This window comes from Limnobaculum zhutongyuii (genome assembly GCF_004295645.1).
Classification (GTDB): Bacteria; Pseudomonadota; Gammaproteobacteria; order Enterobacterales; family Enterobacteriaceae; genus Limnobaculum; species Limnobaculum zhutongyuii.
The window spans coordinates 158,635-176,311 of the sequence record NZ_CP034752.1 but is presented as its reverse complement, the minus strand read 5'-3'; the positions used below and the strand labels follow the sequence as shown (position 1 = coordinate 176,311).

At 48.1% G+C, this 17,677-nt stretch carries 14 protein-coding genes; 8 read left to right on the top strand and 6 right to left on the bottom strand.

What is annotated here, in order from left to right:
* Positions 1 to 2 precede the first annotated feature (2 nt).
* On the top strand, positions 3 to 710 hold the full coding sequence (gene trmH / locus EKN56_RS00440; RefSeq protein ID WP_130590014.1) for a tRNA (guanosine(18)-2'-O)-methyltransferase TrmH: 708 nt from the start codon (positions 3 to 5) through the stop codon (positions 708 to 710).
* 1 nt (position 711) lies between these two features.
* Entirely contained in the window at positions 712 to 2,793 is a 2,082-nt protein-coding gene (gene recG, locus EKN56_RS00435) for an ATP-dependent DNA helicase RecG (protein ID WP_130590013.1), read from the top strand.
* On the opposite strand, the gene EKN56_RS00430 is transcribed toward recG, so the two are convergent.
* Positions 2,794 to 3,591, bottom strand: coding sequence for an aspartate dehydrogenase (locus EKN56_RS00430; protein WP_130590012.1), 798 nt, complete (start codon positions 3,589 to 3,591; stop codon positions 2,794 to 2,796).
* A 194-nt stretch (positions 3,592 to 3,785) separates the two neighbouring features.
* Between EKN56_RS00430 and EKN56_RS00425 the strand changes: the two genes are divergently transcribed.
* Complete coding sequence (locus EKN56_RS00425) at positions 3,786 to 5,195, top strand: uracil-xanthine permease family protein (RefSeq protein WP_130590011.1); 1,410 nt, start codon at positions 3,786 to 3,788, stop codon at positions 5,193 to 5,195.
* A 168-nt stretch (positions 5,196 to 5,363) separates the two neighbouring features.
* On the top strand, positions 5,364 to 7,148 hold the full coding sequence (locus tag EKN56_RS00420) for an AsmA family protein (RefSeq protein WP_130590010.1): 1,785 nt from the start codon (positions 5,364 to 5,366) through the stop codon (positions 7,146 to 7,148).
* A gap of 74 nt (positions 7,149 to 7,222) precedes the next feature.
* Here EKN56_RS00420 and fabY read toward each other — a convergent pair whose 3' ends face one another.
* From fabY to yihX, 4 genes are all read right to left on the bottom strand, one after another.
* On the bottom strand, positions 7,223 to 8,131 hold the full coding sequence (gene fabY, locus EKN56_RS00415) for a fatty acid biosynthesis protein FabY (protein ID WP_130590009.1): 909 nt from the start codon (positions 8,129 to 8,131) through the stop codon (positions 7,223 to 7,225).
* A 64-nt stretch (positions 8,132 to 8,195) separates the two neighbouring features.
* The gene (dtd, locus tag EKN56_RS00410; protein WP_130590008.1) at positions 8,196 to 8,630 is read right to left on the bottom strand and encodes a D-aminoacyl-tRNA deacylase; all 435 of its coding nucleotides are present in this window, start codon (positions 8,628 to 8,630) and stop codon (positions 8,196 to 8,198) included.
* Positions 8,627 to 9,526 carry a virulence factor BrkB family protein gene (locus EKN56_RS00405; RefSeq protein WP_130590007.1) on the bottom strand — a complete coding sequence of 300 codons (900 nt, stop codon included), beginning with the start codon at positions 9,524 to 9,526 and terminating at the stop codon, positions 8,627 to 8,629. The genes dtd and EKN56_RS00405 overlap by 4 nt, the downstream gene beginning before the upstream one ends.
* Before the next feature lie 122 nt (positions 9,527 to 9,648).
* A complete protein-coding gene (yihX, locus tag EKN56_RS00400; RefSeq protein ID WP_130590006.1) occupies positions 9,649 to 10,242 on the bottom strand; it encodes a glucose-1-phosphatase in 594 nt (197 codons plus the stop codon).
* A gap of 346 nt (positions 10,243 to 10,588) precedes the next feature.
* Between yihX and EKN56_RS00395 the strand changes: the two genes are divergently transcribed.
* A complete protein-coding gene (locus tag EKN56_RS00395) occupies positions 10,589 to 10,993 on the top strand; it encodes a YidB family protein (protein ID WP_130590005.1) in 405 nt (134 codons plus the stop codon).
* 249 nt (positions 10,994 to 11,242) lie between these two features.
* On the opposite strand, the gene typA is transcribed toward EKN56_RS00395, so the two are convergent.
* Positions 11,243 to 13,069: a ribosome-dependent GTPase TypA gene (typA, locus tag EKN56_RS00390; RefSeq protein ID WP_130590004.1), complete on the bottom strand. Its 1,827-nt coding sequence runs from the start codon at positions 13,067 to 13,069 to the stop codon at positions 11,243 to 11,245.
* 365 nt (positions 13,070 to 13,434) lie between these two features.
* Here typA and glnA point away from each other — a divergent pair, with 365 nt between their 5' ends.
* The 3 genes from glnA to glnG all read left to right on the top strand — a co-directional run bounded on the left by glnA (position 13,435) and on the right by glnG (position 17,489).
* Positions 13,435 to 14,844: a glutamate--ammonia ligase gene (glnA, locus tag EKN56_RS00385; protein WP_130590003.1), complete on the top strand. Its 1,410-nt coding sequence runs from the start codon at positions 13,435 to 13,437 to the stop codon at positions 14,842 to 14,844.
* A 162-nt stretch (positions 14,845 to 15,006) separates the two neighbouring features.
* Positions 15,007 to 16,056 (top strand): nitrogen regulation protein NR(II), encoded by a 1,050-nt coding sequence (glnL, locus tag EKN56_RS00380; RefSeq protein WP_130590002.1) that lies wholly within the window; start codon positions 15,007 to 15,009, stop codon positions 16,054 to 16,056.
* A gap of 8 nt (positions 16,057 to 16,064) precedes the next feature.
* On the top strand, positions 16,065 to 17,489 hold the full coding sequence (gene glnG / locus EKN56_RS00375; RefSeq protein WP_130590001.1) for a nitrogen regulation protein NR(I): 1,425 nt from the start codon (positions 16,065 to 16,067) through the stop codon (positions 17,487 to 17,489).
* Positions 17,490 to 17,677: the final 188 nt, after the last annotated feature.

The following is a 17,677-nucleotide window of genomic DNA, read 5'->3' as shown; positions in this document are numbered from 1 at the left end:
CTATGTCGCCCGAACGTTACGCCCGGATCCGCCATATGCTTGCTACCAGACAGATTGATTTAACCGTCTGTCTGGAGCAGGTACATAAACCTCATAATGTTTCCGCCATCATCCGCACTGCCGATGCCGTTGGCGTACATGAAGTTCACGCCGTCTGGCCCCATGAACGCATGAGAACTCAGGTTGCCAGCGCCGCCGGCAGCAACAGCTGGGTGCAGGTCAAAACCCATCGAGATATTCATTCTGCCGTTAGCCATCTGAAGCAGCAGGGAATGCAAATTCTGGCGACCAATCTGTCAGAAAAAGCAGTGGATTTCCGCGAGATCGACTATACCCTGCCAACCTGCATTTTGTTGGGGCAGGAAAAAACCGGTATTACCGCCGAAGCGCTGGCACTGGCCGATAGCGATATAATTATTCCAATGATCGGCATGGTTCAGTCGCTAAACGTTTCCGTAGCCTCTGCCCTGATTTTGTATGAAGCACAACGTCAGCGTCAGGCGGCCGGTATGTATCAGCGGGAAGGCAGTCCCTTAAGCTATCATGAACAACAGCGTTTCCTGTTTGAAGGTGGTTATCCAGTCTTGGCTAACGTTGCCAAACGCAAAAATCTACCGCGTCCGCACATTGATGACAACGGTGAAATCGTTGCCGATGAAGCCTGGTGGACGGCGATGCAAGCGCTGAAACCTAAAGCGCAAGAGGCCTGAGATGAAAGGCCGCCTGTTGGACGCCATACCGCTGAATACCCTTTCGGGGGTTGGCGCCAGTCAGGCTGCGAAACTGGCCAAAATTGGCCTGTTTACCATTCAGGACCTGCTATTCCATCTTCCTCTTCGCTATGAAGATCGTACTAAACTCTATCCCATCGGTGACTTACTGCCCGGCTTACATGTCACCGTGGAAGGAGAAGTGATCCGTAGTGATATCGCCTTTGGCCGCCGTCGGATGCTAACCTGCCAGATTACCGATGGCACGGGAGTTCTGACCCTGCGGTTCTTTAACTTTAATGCCGCAATGAAAAATAGCCTGTCCGCAGGCAAACGGGTGAAAGCCTACGGCGAAGTGAAACGCGGTAGCCATAACGCAGAGATAATCCATCCGGAATACAGTATTCAGGGCGATTACGGTGCTATCCAGTTGGAAGAGACACTAACGCCGGTCTACTCCACCACTGAAGGTGTTCGTCAGGCAACGCTGCGTAAGCTAACCGATCAGGCATTAAAACTGCTGGAAACCTGTGCTATCAGTGAATTATTACCTGCAGAACTGAGCGGTAAGCTGATGAGCCTGCCGGAAGCACTAAGCGTACTGCATCGCCCTCCACCGGATACTCAGCTTACCGATCTGGAGCAAGGGAGACATCCGGCCCAACGCCGTCTGATTATGGAAGAATTACTAGCCCATAATCTGAGTATGCTGGCCGCACGTGCCGGAGCCCAAAGCTATAGCGCCTGGCCGCTAACTGACAATGGCACCCTAAAATCAAACATGCTGGCTTCTCTGCCGTTTAAACCTACCGGAGCACAAAGCCGGGTAGTGGCTGATATTGAGCAGGATATGGCAAAACCGGTACCCATGATGCGTCTGGTACAGGGGGACGTCGGTTCAGGTAAAACATTGGTTGCGGCACTGGCAGCGCTGATCGCCATTGAAAATGGTAAGCAGGTTGCCCTGATGGCCCCAACCGAATTGCTGGCAGAACAACATGCCAATAATTTCCGCCAGTGGTTTGAACCGCTGGGAATTAATGTAGGCTGGTTAGCCGGTAAACAAAAAGGTAAAGCACGCCAACAGCAAATGGAGGCGATTGCGGCCGGTGAAGTATCCATGATTGTTGGTACTCACGCAATTTTTCAGGAGCAGGTGAAATTCTCCGGTCTGGTGCTGGTCATTATTGATGAACAACACCGATTTGGTGTACATCAGCGATTAGCGCTATGGGAGAAAGGTGAAGAGCAAGGTTTTCATCCTCATCAACTGGTGATGACCGCTACCCCAATTCCCCGCACGCTGGCGATGACGGCCTATGCGGATATGGACACCTCCGTTATTGACGAGCTGCCACCGGGCCGTACACCGGTCACTACCGTCGCAATCCCTGATTCCCGACGGGAAGATATTATCAGCCGGGTACGAGATGCCTGTAAGCAAGAAGGCCGTCAGGCTTACTGGGTTTGTACTCTGATTGAAGAATCGGAAGTGCTGGAGGCTCAGGCCGCAGAGGCAACAACCGAAGAGCTCAAAATAGCCCTGCCGGAGTTGAATATTGGTCTGGTTCATGGCCGTATGAAAGCACAGGAAAAGCAGGATATGATGGATGCTTTCAAACGGGGCGAGGTTCAACTGTTGGTTGCCACCACCGTCATTGAAGTTGGCGTTGACGTACCAAACGCCAGTCTGATGATCATTGAAAACCCTGAGCGTTTAGGCCTGGCTCAGCTTCACCAGTTGCGTGGTCGCGTTGGTCGTGGTGCCATAGCCTCTCACTGTGTACTGCTATATAAAGCCCCTCTGAGTAAAACTGCACAGAAGCGCCTTCAGGTACTGCGCGACAGTAATGATGGTTTCGTTATTGCCCAAAAAGACTTAGAGATCCGCGGCCCTGGTGAGCTATTAGGTACCCGTCAGACCGGTATTACCGAATTTAAAGTAGCTGACCTGATGCGGGATCAAAGTATGATCCCGGAAGTACAACGCACCGCCCGCTATATCCATCAAAAACACCCGCAACACGCTCAGGCACTGATTGAACGCTGGCTGCCAGAAAGCTCAAGATATACTCACGCCTGATTACTCATCAGCCAGACCATCGCTGACTAAACGTCGACAAATCTGTACCGCACTTAATGCCGCCAGTGTAGAGGTTTTTGGATTTGTCGCCAGAGGCTGACCATTCAACTCAATATCAAATTCACCAAAACGCCCTGCGACATGAATTTTATGAGTATTCTTTTGGGTATGGGGATCGACAATCATTTGCACCCGAGTTTTATCCATACCGATACCCATTAACGCAATGGTGGCGGCCACATTAGCATTCGCCGGAAAAGAGCTGGCAGCCTCGCGAGCACTCCCTTCAAAAAATACCGTTGCCTGAGAGACATTATCCAAATCAACCCGCTGCTCTGCCGGGCTTCCACGCCAACTGGCGGGACTTTTGCGGGAAATATAGGTTACGTTATCCAATCCACCTTCACGCGCAGCAGACAAGCCATCCATACCGGCAACGGCACCGGATAAGATAATCAACTCACCATTAGCCTGAAGAGCGGCCTGACGCAGTCGGTAAAATAGCCCGGCATCGGCCAGTGCACCGGTAGAAATTAGCGCCAGCTTCCACCCCTTATTCAACACTGACTCGCCATATTCATTTACTGCTTTCTGGCTGGCACACTCCAACACCAAGTCTGGTTGTCCCTGGCACTCATCAGGATGCGCTAATGGTATTGATTGACCATCACATAGCTGTGATATGGCCTGATGGTGATGGGGGCGAGCCACAATCCAACCCACGCTCACGCCCTGAGGCAAACGGGCCATAACTTCATGAGCCATGGCACCAAAACCAATCATCATTATTTTTTTCATGGGGAAACTCGCTTTGCTCCAATACTTAAGGTGCTGTACAGGCTGCACTATACCTGCCTTTTAATCTGTTGTAGGTAATCAAGATGACAGTTTGAATAAACAATCACAAGCAAACGATAACGCAAACGGTTGCGATAAATTTTAAAATCATTAAAATGCGCTCTTTGCAGCTTCAGAGGTTCTTCACTTTTATCATGACCAGCCTACATCCCGCACACGATGCTGTCAGTAATGCCGAAAAAACCAGTACGCCAGCACCTGCTTCCAATAGTGAACTGATTTATCATCTCGAAGATCGCCCACCGCTACCGCAAACGCTGTTTGCCGCACTTCAGCACCTGTTGGCGATGTTCGTTGCTGTTATCACTCCCGCTATGTTGATTTGTCAGGCGCTTGGTCTGCCGGCACAAGATACTCAACACATTATCAGCATGTCGCTGTTTGCTTCAGGTTTAGCATCGTTATTGCAAATTCGCACCTGGGGTCCGGTGGGTTCTGGCTTATTATCCATTCAGGGCACCAGCTTTAACTTCGTTGCGCCATTGATTATGGGTGGAACCGCGCTGAAAAATGGGGGAGCTGATGTTCCTACCATGATGGCGACCCTGTTTGGCACGCTGATGCTGGCCTCCTGTACCGAGATTTTCCTGTCGCGCGTTTTGCATCTGGCTCAACGAGTCATTACGCCGCTGGTTTCCGGTATTGTGGTGATGATTATTGGTCTGTCGCTGATTCAGGTTGGTTTAATCTCTATTGGCGGTGGCTACAGCGCCATGTCAGAAACCAATAATACTTTTGGCTCACCCAGTAATCTGTTGCTGGCGGGTGTGGTATTAGCCACGATTATTTTACTTAACCGCCAGCGTAATCCTTATCTGCGCGTTTCTTCTCTGGTCATCGCGATGGCGATTGGTTATCTGTTGGCCTGGGCTATGGGTATGCTGCCAGAGCGTGCCAATGTAGAGAGCGAAGTGATTATGGTGCCAACGCCGCTTTACTATGGCCTTGGCATTGACTGGACGCTGCTTATTCCTCTGATGCTGGTATTTATGATCACCTCACTGGAAACCATTGGCGATATTACCGCAACCTCTGATGTTTCAGAGCAGCCGGTGGCAGGTCCTGTGTATATGAAGCGCCTGAAAGGTGGTGTATTGGCGAATGGTCTGAACTCCATGCTGTCAGCGGTGTTTAACACCTTCCCTAACTCTTGCTTTGGCCAGAACAACGGCGTGATTCAGTTGACCGGGGTTGCCAGCCGATATGTGGGTTATGTGGTTTCCCTGATGCTGGTGTTGTTGGGTCTGTTCCCTATTGTCAGTAGCTTTGTATTAAGCATTCCGGAGCCAGTGTTAGGTGGAGCCACCATTGTGATGTTTGGTACCATTGCGGCTTCCGGAGTACGTATTGTCTCCCGTGAAACGTTGAACCGTCGGGCCATTATGATTATGGCGCTCTCTCTGGCCGTTGGCCTTGGCGTTTCTCAACAGCCGCAGATTCTGCAGTTTGCCCCTGAGTGGTTAAAAACGCTGTTATCTTCCGGTATCGCTGCCGGTGGTATTACTGCGATTGTGCTGAATCTGGTATTCCCTCACGAGAAATAATCGACAGAATATGTTGTACCAAGCCCACCTTTACGGTGGGCTTTTTGCTTATTTAGCCGCATGATTCATAATATGCCTTAACGTATATTTCTGACTATTTTCATTGAGATTGTAGAGTAAATACGGCATAAAGAGACCTTGCTTAATTTTGTCATACGGATTCAGACCATGAGATTTATTCGGAAATCACTGTATACCCTACTGGCCCTGATTCTGGTGCTGGCAATTGCTGTCTATTTTATTGCCCAAACCTCTTATGCCGCCAGATGGGTTAGCCAGTGGGTCACCGACAATACCCCTTACCAACTCTCACTGGACCATCTGGATTACAGTATTACCTCTCCCTATCAGTTAGTGCTCAATGACGTTGAATTCAGCCAACAAAAACAGTCACCACTGCTAAAAGCAAAAAAAGTCACGCTGGAACTGACTTCATCATTTTGGCAAACACCAATGTACTTTTCAGCGCTGGAACTGGAAGATGGCACCCTTAATTTATCCGCTAAAAACGCCATCGAGCTTGCACCTGGCAGCGATCGCTTCCAGCTAAGAAACATGACGTTAAATGTTGATGGTCCGGAACTCAGCCTGCAAGGGGAGAAGGTCAACGGCGGTATTATTCCCTGGACATTAACCAATAACTTTTTGCCAGAAAAAGATAATCGCTTTGAGTTTAGCGCCGATACGCTAGTCGTTAACGGTATTGATACCCATAAAGTTCTGGTTCAGGGTGAAGTAAAAGATCGTCAGATTCTGTTTAACAATGTTGGCGCTGATTTAGCCAACGGGCAGCTCACAGGAAACGGTAAACGCACCGCCGATGGCAAATGGCAAATAGAGAGCCTGCGCCTTAGCGAAGTGAAGTATCAGAGCCCTCTCGAGTTAGATCAATTACTGGATCAGCTTAATCAACGTATCAGTAATACCGATATTAGTCTGAACCGTTTAGACCTGATTAATACCAATATTCAGGGACCTGAATGGGCATTCAGTGATTTCACGCTGTCGATGAAAGACCTGGAATTTATTAAAGGCCGCTGGCAGGCGACATCCGGCAGTGCGTTGCTGAACGCTTCTGACATGATCTATAACGATAACCATCTGGTCAGTCCGGTACTTAGCCTCGAGCTGGAAAATAACAGTGTCAAAATAAAGCAGTTCAATAGCCGCTGGCAGGATGGTTTAGTGCGAGCGACCGGTAACTGGCAGCGGGACACGCAAACCCTGACGTTGGATGACGTGGCGTTTACCGCATTACTTTATACCCTACCTAAAGAGTGGCTGAGCCAGTTAAAACAGGTTCAGCCTGAATGGTTGCGTGAGTTGCACGTCACTAAACTGGCGGCAAACCGCAATATCCTGATTGATATTACCCCTGACTTCCCGTTCCAGTTCACCTCTATCGACAGTAACGGCAGTAACCTGTATCTGGTGAAAAATCGTCAGGTAGGACTATGGGGAGGTACGCTAAGTTTTAATGCCTCCGATGCCACGCTAAATAAGATCGACCTGCGTCACCCATCTTTCACCCTTAACGCTACGCCAGAAACCATTACTATCAGTGATGTAAGTGCTTTCACTAAAGATGGATTAATCGAGGCAAACGCCACGTTGGGCCAGCAGCCAGAAAGAACATTAAACCTGACCCTCAATGGCCGTTCGGTGCCGGTTGATATTCTGCAAAGCTGGGGATGGCAAGCGATCCCGTTACAGGGCAATGGCACTATTGCCCTACAGCTCAAGGGGGATTTGATTGATAAGCAGAGTGACAAACCTGAGCTGAAAGGCAGTCTGAAAATAACGAATGATACCGGGCAGCAGCTAACACAATACCCGGTGGGGCAGAAGGATATTCCCGAAGAACCTCAGGCTATAACGCCAGCGCCAATTATTGACCCTCCAGTAACGCCAGTACCTGAGCAGGATGCCCCGGAAGCCTCACCGTTTGGGTGATTCCCAACCATTTTCACAAAAACACCGTAATTCAGCTTTCGGCTGAATTACGGTGTTTTGATATAAATCCTGATTTATTCATGCCCTTCCGGCAATACCATATAGGTTCCTTCAAACACACAACCTACCTCTTGTTCACCTGAAACCGTTACCTCTAGCTGAACCCTGGCTTTACGACCGCGAGCCAGTCGGTCCAGATCCCCTTTCATTGAATCCAGACTGGCTACTGCCGTTGGCCGACCAACGACCGGTTTCTGATAGCGAATATGGGCATCCACCAGCACAATAGAGCCACCTAATTGGCGTTCCTGTAACAGCAACCAGATTAATCCCCAGCCGGTTAACGTGGCTAAAGAGAACTGGCTACCGGCAAAAATTGTATGGTGAGGATTGGTGTTCACCCCTTCCGGCATGGTGGTGATAAAACGCTGCCCGGTATACTGGCTGATACGAACCCCCATTTTTTCACTCAGGGGAATATTCTGATACCAGGCGTTTTGCAATTGGGCACACCAGTCCGGGCGATGAAGAATATCATCCAGCGTTGCAATAGGTTTTCTCATCAGAAAATGGCGGACTGGCGTGGTTTGCGGAGTGGTTATCTCCCCCTGATTAGTAAATCCCAGCTTATCAAAGAAGGTCACTGTCTCTTCCCGGGCGCTACAAACGATCCGTTTTACCCCTTCCTGACGCGCAATAGACTCCAGAGTCATGGCAATCAGGGTACCTAACCCTTTACCGCGGACATTGGCTGCCACGGCCAGAAAGCGAATAGAGCCTTCATTATCGGCATTAATATATAAACGGCCAACGGCAACTACTTGACCCTGAGTATCAACCACCATCTGATGGTGGGCTATCATGTCGTAGCCATCTTTTTCAGAGCCGACGGGTTGATTCAACGGTTTCCGCAGCATCTCCCAGCGAAACTGATAGTAGTCATTTAATTCCTGTTCCGTTAACGGTACTCGCAGGTGGTACATAAAAGCTCTCTTAGTTTTATCTGTTTTATAGTGAAATGCTTTATTTCATCAACAACGGCTGATGCTAAACCTGAAGGCTGAAAGTGACTGGCCCATCATTCACTAACGATACCTGCATATCTGCGGCGAAAATACCGGTTTCGGTAGTGATAATTCGGCGACAACAGTCTGAGAAGTAGTTATATAGCCGTTCAGCATCCTGCGGAGTCGCTCCACGAGAGAAACTGGGGCGCATGCCTTTTTGGGTATCAGCCACCAGCGTAAACTGAGAAACTACCAGCACGCTACCACCAGCCTGTTGTACGTTAAGGTTCATTTTGCCCTGATCGTCACTGAAAATACGATAACCTAATACCCGCTCGCACAGGCGCTCCGCTTTTTCATTGGTATCGTCTTTTTCTACGCCCAGCAATATCAGTAACCCTTTATTTATTGCGCCAACCATCTCACCGCCGACCACCACATCAGCACGCGTTACCCGTTGAATTAATGCAATCATTGCTCTGTTGTTCCTGAATCATTGTTAGTGTTGTTATTGGCTTCATAATCTTCACGCAGCTTGCGGTATACCCCTAGCGTAACCGTCACTTCTGCACCAAAAAGTACAATACACCAACTAAGGTATACCCAAACAAATAAAATCGGAATCACTGCCAGCACACCATAGATCAACTGGTAGGCGGGGAACATGGTGACATACATACCAAACCCTTTCTTCCCCAGTTCAAACAGTAATGCGGCTACCAGTGCACCAATGGCGGCATCTCTGGTGGGAACCCGTTCCGTTGGCACAATGCAGTACAGTATCCAGAATGAAACAAAAGAGAGGATTAGCGGAAAAATACGTAATATTCGATCGACGATGCTGCCCATATCACCGTCATGGAACCAGCTCAGGGAAAGGAAGTAGGAGCTGATCGCCATACTGGCCCCAGCCATTAAAGGCCCGAGCGTGAGAACCATCCAGTACACAGCAAAAGAGTAGATCATTGGCCGCTGGCGCTCGCTGTGCCAAATCGCATTAAGTGCCGTATCTACCGAGCCAATCAATAGCAGTGAGGTAACAATTAACCCACAGATACCAATTGCCGTCATTTTATTGGAGTTAGCCACAAACCGTTCCAGATAAGCCTGAATCGTCTCACTGGCTGCAGGAACAAAGTTATTAAATACAAAGGCTTTAAGCTGAATACTCACTTCAGCAAACATCGGAAACAGGGCAAACAGAGAAAACACCACAGTAATCAGCGGTACCAGAGACAACAGGGAAACATAGGCTAAATTACCTGCCATCATTTGCAGGCGATCTTCATTGGCCCTGGCCCAAAGCAGCTGCGCATAAGCAACTATCGGTTTAATTCTCTTTGGCCCACGGACATGGGATAGATGTGACATAAGATACTCGCTTTCTATCGAATCGCCTTTTCCTTTAAGATAGTCGGATAATGACGATACAGGCCAGCTTACTTCACCAATAAGGTAAAGAAACTGACCCGCTTAACATTCAAAACATTCCGTTAATTTGCGCCAAAATATTCCGGGATAACGGTCTTATCAACCACATGCACGGCATTAATTCCCAGCGCTTCGGCACTAATAATATTATCGTAGTTATCATCAAAGAAAATCGCATGCTGAGGAGCAACGCCTTCCTGCTGTAAAACATGACGATAAATATCAGCCTCAGGTTTACGCATGCCTAATTCCTGAGATAAATAGACACGATCGGCAGATTCACTCACCTTCGGATACTGTTCCGGCCAGTAACGGCAATGCAACGCGTTAGTATTCGATAAAATCACTACCCGATTACCCTCTTTACGCAGGCGACGCATAATCTCCAGCACTTCGTCACGCTGACCAATAAAGATAGCTTGCCAACCGGCTTCAAACTGTTCAAAGCTCAGCGTTAGCCCCATCTCTTCGCACAGTTGTGATGCAAACTCTTCATCACTGATTTCACCACGTTCGTGCAATTCAAACGGTTTGCCCATGGTAAAACGCTCGCTCAATGTCGCTAAAGGCACACCGCTTAAGTTACTCCAGACTCCCAGTACGCGTTTAAAATCTATATCGACAATCACATTCCCTAAATCAAAGATATACAACATGATGTGCACCTGCATGATTTGATGGTTTGTCCCAATGCTACGCTATCACAGTTATCCTTATCTGAGCATCACAAAGTCACTAAAAACTAAATAAAAATCAGTCATCTTTCCATTTATATTAGTTGGTTAATCAGGCAAGAGTAAATCATCCGGATTAATTATTTAGCGATAAAAATTAATGCAAATTGGCCGGTTAGGATATAATTCACTCTCACTCCGCGCGGTGGCTCAAGATAGGTTAATTTGAGTGCAATACGGGCACCACACGGACAAATTAAGGATGATTAGGGTATAACCCGCATAGATTTATACCCACGGTTTCATATAATTCAGGAGTAACAAGGTAATGGGTTTGTTAGATCAATTAGGCGGTATGCTGGGCGGTAACAGCAACAACAATAGCGGTTCCGTTGATTACATGGCAATTCTTCAATGGGTTGAACAGCAAGGCGGCATCTCCGGCCTGTTAGACAAATTCCGTCAGGGTGGTCTGACTGAAATCGTTCAGTCATGGATCGGCACTGGTGCTAACCTGCCTATCTCTGGACAACAAGTTCAGGATATTATCAGCAAAGTCGCTTTACAGCAGTTATCCTCTAAATTAGGTATGGGTAGCCAGGAAACGTCTGGTCTTATTGCTCAATTTCTACCTGATATCGTTGATAAGCTGTCTCCAAAAGGCGAAGAGCCAGTTAACCCGGACTTAATGTCTCTGGGTATGAGCCTGCTGAAAGGTAAACTATTCGGTTAATACTACTGAATTGAATCATCGTTGCGGCATGGGTTAATACTTGTCGCAACGACATCCCTCCCCCGCGACATCACCATCATTTCACAAAAATCATAACGTCACTCAGCAACGTTTGGATCACGCCAGCTCAAGAGTGGTTTTTTAGCCTTCGAGAAAGAAAAAAACAAAAAAGAAAAGAGCAATAAACATTGCCCCTTCGGATTTAGTACTCTGGGCAATTTTCATTGCCGCTATTTTAACAACCGATAATCAGTCTTCTTTCGGGCCACGGTTGGCACGTTTACGGTCGTTTTCAGTCAGATGACGTTTACGAATACGTATAGAAGTCGGCGTTACTTCAACCAGTTCATCATCATCGATGAATTCCAGAGCTTGCTCCAGAGACATCTTAACAGGAGGAACTAAAATTGTTGCTTCATCAGTACCTGATGCACGCATGTTGGTCAGTTTTTTACCGGTTAAGCAGTTCACTGTCAGATCGTTAGAACGTGAGTGAATACCGATGATTTGGCCTTCATACACTTCTGCGCCATGGCCCAGGAATAACTTACCGCGATCTTGTAAGCTGAACAGTGCGAACGCGACTGCTTTACCCTGACCGTTAGAGATCAGTACGCCGTTCTGACGTTGACCGATTTCACCCGGACGCACATCATCATAATGACTGAAGGTTGAGTACAGTAAGCCGGTACCTGAAGTCATAGTCATGAATTCAGTACGGAAGCCAATCAGGCCACGAGCCGGAATCAGATAATCCAGACGAATACGACCTTTGCCGTCCGGGACCATATTCTTCACATCGCCCTTACGCTCACCCATGGCTTGCATGACGGAACCCTGATGCTGCTCTTCAATATCCAGCGTAACGTTTTCGAACGGCTCTTGTTTACGACCATCAATTACCTTGTTGATAACTTTAGGACGAGAAACGGCAATTTCGAAACCTTCACGACGCATATTTTCGATCAGAACTGACAGGTGAAGTTCACCACGGCCCGATACGCGGAATGCATCGGCATCTTCAGTTTCTTCAACGCGCAGCGCAACGTTGTGTACCAACTCTTTGTTTAAGCGGTCAAGGATTTGACGTGAAGTCACGTACTTACCTTCTTTACCACAGAACGGAGAGGTGTTTACACAGAAGTACATGGTGACGGTTGGTTCATCAACAGACAGTGCTGGCAAAGCTTCAACGCTTTGTACATCACAAACGGTATCAGAAATATTCAGTTCACCCAGACCGGTGATAGCAATAATATCGCCCGCTTCAGCAACTTGCGATTCGATACGTTCCAGACCCATATGGCCCAGTACTTTACCGATTTTACCGTTGCGAGTTTTACCTTCGCTGTCGATAACAGTGACTTGCTGGTTAGGTTTAACCTTACCGCGTTTGATACGACCGATGCCAATAACGCCAACATAGTTGTTGTAGTCTAATTGGGAGATTTGCATCTGGAATGAACCGTCACTGTCAACATCCGGTGGAGCAACGTGTTTAACGATGGCTTCAAACAGGGGATCCATGTTGTCAGTCATTTCGTTATGGTCGTTACCCGCGATACCCATTAATGCAGAAGCATAAATAATCGGGAAATCGAGCTGTTCGTCGGTAGCATCCAGGTTAACGAACAGGTCAAACACCTGATCAACAACCCAGTCAGGACGCGCGCCAGGACGGTCAACTTTGTTAATTACCACGATAGGCTTCAGACCGTTAGCAAATGCTTTTTTGGTCACGAAACGCGTTTGCGGCATTGGGCCGTCCATTGCATCAACAACCAGCAACACCGAGTCAACCATAGACATTACGCGCTCTACTTCGCCACCGAAGTCGGCGTGTCCCGGAGTATCAACGATATTTATGCGATAACCGTTCCAGGTAATGGCGGTGTTTTTAGCCAGAATGGTGATCCCGCGTTCTTTTTCGAGGTCACCGGAGTCCATAACGCGCTCGGTAGCTTCGTTACGTTGTTCCCCTAAAGTTCCGGACATTTGTAGTAGCTTATCAACCAGGGTCGTTTTACCGTGGTCTACATGCGCGATAATAGCGATGTTACGTAGATTCTCAATCACAGATTTGCCTCAGGCATTAGAAATAGCGCGTTATTGTACACACTTTAGACGAACTACTAAACAAGATCACAAAGATCTGTCAAAAACAACCAACGGCTGGACAGTTTGTGATCTCATTCACGGTAGAAAATGTCTATATAAAAAGCGATTTGCACCAAATTAAGTCACGGGTCATCGGCAATGCACTAATTTAGTGCATTATTTGGTGCAAAAATTTGTTTTTCGTTCATACTCTGAAGTCATAGCCGCTACAGACTGCTATTTAATGGTCCGGAATAAAAACTGGCACGATTATAGCATAACTTTAGCCCATGGCACCGATGCCAAATTATGACTCGATAATAACAGCCAGCGGGAGAACACCAATGTCCACAGAACATGTTTTGACGATGCTTAATGAGCACGAAGTGAAGTTTGTCGATTTGCGTTTTACCGATACTAAAGGTAAAGAGCAACATATTACTATCCCGGCTCATCAGGTTGATGCAGACTTTTTCGAAGACGGAAAAATGTTCGATGGTTCATCCATTGGCGGCTGGAAAGGTATCAACGAATCTGACATGGTGTTAATGCCGGATCCAAGTACTGCGCTTATCGACCCATTCTTTGACGATACGACGCTGATTATTCGCTGTGACGTGTTGGAACCAGGCACCATGCAAGGCTATGAGCGTGATCCGCGTTCTATCTCTAAGCGTGCTGAAGATTTCCTGCGCTCTTCTGGTATTGCCGACACCGTACTGTTCGGGCCAGAGCCAGAGTTCTTCCTGTTTGACGACATTCGTTTCGGTAACTCTATTGCAGGTGCTTATTACCATATCGATGATATCGAAGCAGCATGGAACACCGGCACCAAATACGAAGGTGGCAACAAAGGCCATCGTCCTATGGTTAAAGGCGGTTACTTCCCGGTTCCACCGGTTGATTCATCACAAGATCTGCGTTCTGCCATGTGTCTGACCATGGAAGAGATGGGTCTGGTGGTTGAAGCTCACCACCACGAAGTCGCAACTGCTGGTCAGAACGAAGTGGCTACCCGCTTCAATACCATGACCAAAAAAGCTGACGAAACCCAAATCTACAAATACGTGGTGCATAACGTTGCTCACGCATTTGGTAAAACAGCCACCTTTATGCCTAAGCCATTAGTGGGCGATAACGGTTCTGGTATGCACTGTCATATGTCACTGGCTAAAAACGGTACTAACCTGTTTGCTGGTGACAAATACGGCGGCCTGTCTGAAATGGCGCTGTACTATATCGGTGGTGTGATTAAGCATGCTAAAGCGATTAACGCTCTGGCAAACCCAACCACCAACTCTTATAAGCGTCTGGTTCCAGGATTCGAAGCACCGGTTATGCTGGCTTACTCAGCGCGTAACCGTTCTGCATCAATCCGTATTCCAGTGGTTGCCAGCCCGAAAGCGCGCCGCATTGAAGTGCGTTTCCCGGACCCTGCAGCTAACCCATATCTGGCGTTTGCTGCGCTGCTGATGGCCGGTCTTGACGGTATCATCAACAAGATCCATCCGGGCGAAGCCATGGATAAGAACCTGTATGATTTACCGGCGGAAGAAGCGAAAAACATCCCTACCGTTGCAGGCTCTCTGGAAGAAGCCCTGAACGCGCTGGATGCTGACCGTGAATTCTTAACCCGTGGCGGCGTGTTCACTAACGATGCTATCGATGCTTATATCGAGCTGAAGCAAGAAGAGATGAACCGCGTACGTATGGCTCCGCATCCACTGGAGTTTGAACTGTACTACAGTGTGTAACTACAGCGTGTAATAGCAAAAACATGATCTCGCTGTTATCTACGTTAGGGTTTGAGCCCATCATTTGATGGGCTTTTTTCACCTGACCACATTGCGGGGCTTTTTTGATGGTTTAATACGCCTTATCAGATGATGCCCCAATTTAGTGCAAAGGAGCCACTAATGGAAAACCCAGCGCTGCCGGATACCGAGCAAATTCTTAACTCACAGATCACCTGTGTGTTAATTCTGGATTTTTCATTAGCCATTCAATACGCCAACCCTGCCGCCCAACAATTGTTGGTGCAAAGTTCCCGTAAGCTGTTTGGTACCCCACTTCCCAATCTGGTTGATTATCTTTCGTTAGATGTCGATCTGATGTGGTCAAGCCTGCGCGAAGGTCAGGGATTCACCGATAACGAAGTCACTATGGTGGTGGATAGCCATCTCCATGTATTGACCCTCAGTGCTCAACTTCTGGCAGACGAGCATATTCTGATGGAACTGTCGGCGCTGGATAACCATCGGCGTCTGAGTCAGGAGCAATTGCAGCACTCACAACAAACCGCAGCAAGAGAGCTGGTACGTGGGTTGGCGCATGAGATTAAAAATCCATTAGGAGGGCTACGCGGAGCTGCTCAACTGCTGGCGAAAGCGTTACCCGACCCCGCTCTGGTGGAATATACCAAAGTTATCATTGAACAGGCTGACCGACTGCGTAATCTGGTAGACAGGCTACTCGGGCCGCAACACCCCGGCCAGCGGGTAGTACAAAATATTCATCAGGTCTCCGAGCGGGTTTATCAGCTACTGGTGCTGGAAAAGTCGGATAATGTCACTATCGTTCGTGATTATGACCCAAGTATGCCGGAATTAATCCACGATCCGGAACAAGTTGAACAAGTGCTGTTAAATATCGCCAGAAACGCCATGCAGGCACTGGGGCAATCCGGTGGTTCGATTACCTTAAGAACCCGCACTGCCTCACAGATGACACTGCACGGCATTCGCTATCGCTTATGTGCCCGAATTGATATTGAAGATAATGGCCCCGGAATTCCGCCGCAGCTACAGGATACCATCTTCTATCCGATGGTTAGCGGACGTGAAGGCGGCACTGGCCTTGGTTTATCCATTGCCCGTAGTCTGATTGACCAACATCGGGGAAAAATTGAGTTTAACAGTTGGCCAGGCCACACCGAATTTTCGGTGTTCCTGCCCATTCGTCAGTGAGGGTTACTATGAGTCAAGGTACAGCCTGGATTGTTGATGATGACAGCGCCATTCGCTGGGTATTGGAGCGGGCACTGACCGGCGCCAATATGCAGTGCACCAGCTTTGATTCTGCTGACGAAGTTCTGATTGCGCTGGAAAAGCGGGCACCAGACGTATTGATATCCGATATTCGTATGCCGGGTATTGATGGGCTGGCGTTGCTGCAAACCATCAAACAAAAGCACCCTTTGCTGCCGGTTATTATTATGACCGCTCATTCCGATTTGGATGCGGCTGTCAGCGCCTATCAGTTTGGCGCCTTCGACTATTTGCCTAAGCCTTTTGATATTGATGAGGCGGTTGCGTTAACCGAGCGGGCTATCAGTCATTATCGGGAGACGCGCCAGCCGGAACGGGAAATTCAAAACAGCCGGCCCACTACCGATATTATCGGCGAAGCCCCTGCTATGCAGGATGTATATCGTATTATTGGTCGTCTTTCTCTGTCATCAATTAGTGTACTGATCAACGGTGAATCCGGTACCGGTAAAGAGTTGGTAGCTCATGCTTTACATCGCCACAGCCCACGCGCCAACGGCAAATTTATCGCTCTGAATATGGCGGCAATTCCCAAGGATCTGATTGAATCAGAGCTGTTCGGCCATGAGAAAGGCGCATTTACTGGTGCAGGTCAGGTTCGTCAGGGTCGCTTTGAGCAAGCCGATGGCGGTACTTTATTTTTAGATGAAATTGGTGATATGCCGCTGGAAGTTCAAACTCGTCTGTTACGAGTTCTGGCTGACGGACAGTTTTACCGCGTAGGCGGCTATGAACCTATCAAAGTCGATGTGCGCATTATTGCCGCCACCCACCAGAATCTGGAGCTGTTGGTCAAAGAACATAAATTCCGTGAAGATTTGTTCCATCGCCTTAATGTTATCCGCATCCATTTGCCTCCATTACGTGAGCGCAGAGAAGACATTCCTCGTCTGGCACGTCATTTCCTGCTAATTACCGCACAGGAACTGGGGGTTGAAGCCAAGATTCTACATCCGGATACTGAACTGGCACTCAGTCAGATGACCTGGTCAGGTAACGTTCGTCAGTTGGAAAATACCTGTCGCTGGCTAACGGTCATGGCCGCTGGCAAAGAGGTATTGCCGCAAGACTTGCCGGAAGAGTTGTTTGTTTATGATGAACAAGCCCCGGAATCCCACGCCTCCGCCGCCACATTTGATGGCCACTGGACAATAGTATTGGAAAAATGGGCCGAACAAGCCCTGTCTTCCGGCAAAGAAGATCTGCTGTCCGAGGCTCTGCCGGATATGGAGCGTGTGTTGTTATCGGTTGCTTTGCGCCATACTCACGGGCATAAACAAGAAGCGGCTCAGCTACTTGGCTGGGGTAGAAATACGCTAACCCGTAAATTGAAAGAACTGGATATTGAATAACCGGCTCTGATCGGCATGGATGCCGGATTAAAAAGTTTTTTTAATGTAATCCGGTCCACATTTTTTCCGTCAAATTCTGATATTCTTGGCGCAAATCATCAAACCTACACTTTAGATACTTCTGGTGAAAATTTGTACTTTACAGATTTCATCACCTGCGTATTATGGCGACAATATTATTTCTCCAG

What these genes read in the sequence shown, in the direction of transcription:
- trmH (WP_130590014.1), top strand. Translation starts at nt 3, where the DNA reads ATGTCGCCCGAACGTTACGCCCGGATCCGCCATATGCTTGCTACCAGA.
- recG (WP_130590013.1), top strand. Translation starts at nt 712, where the DNA reads ATGAAAGGCCGCCTGTTGGACGCCATACCGCTGAATACCCTTTCGGGG.
- EKN56_RS00430 (WP_130590012.1), bottom strand. Translation starts at nt 3,591, where the DNA reads ATGAAAAAAATAATGATGATTGGTTTTGGTGCCATGGCTCATGAAGTT.
- EKN56_RS00425 (WP_130590011.1), top strand. Translation starts at nt 3,786, where the DNA reads ATGACCAGCCTACATCCCGCACACGATGCTGTCAGTAATGCCGAAAAA.
- EKN56_RS00420 (WP_130590010.1), top strand. Translation starts at nt 5,364, where the DNA reads ATGAGATTTATTCGGAAATCACTGTATACCCTACTGGCCCTGATTCTG.
- fabY (WP_130590009.1), bottom strand. Translation starts at nt 8,131, where the DNA reads ATGTACCACCTGCGAGTACCGTTAACGGAACAGGAATTAAATGACTAC.
- dtd (WP_130590008.1), bottom strand. Translation starts at nt 8,630, where the DNA reads ATGATTGCATTAATTCAACGGGTAACGCGTGCTGATGTGGTGGTCGGC.
- EKN56_RS00405 (WP_130590007.1), bottom strand. Translation starts at nt 9,526, where the DNA reads ATGTCACATCTATCCCATGTCCGTGGGCCAAAGAGAATTAAACCGATA.
- yihX (WP_130590006.1), bottom strand. Translation starts at nt 10,242, where the DNA reads ATGTTGTATATCTTTGATTTAGGGAATGTGATTGTCGATATAGATTTT.
- EKN56_RS00395 (WP_130590005.1), top strand. Translation starts at nt 10,589, where the DNA reads ATGGGTTTGTTAGATCAATTAGGCGGTATGCTGGGCGGTAACAGCAAC.
- glnA (WP_130590003.1), top strand. Translation starts at nt 13,435, where the DNA reads ATGTCCACAGAACATGTTTTGACGATGCTTAATGAGCACGAAGTGAAG.
- glnL (WP_130590002.1), top strand. Translation starts at nt 15,007, where the DNA reads ATGGAAAACCCAGCGCTGCCGGATACCGAGCAAATTCTTAACTCACAG.
- glnG (WP_130590001.1), top strand. Translation starts at nt 16,065, where the DNA reads ATGAGTCAAGGTACAGCCTGGATTGTTGATGATGACAGCGCCATTCGC.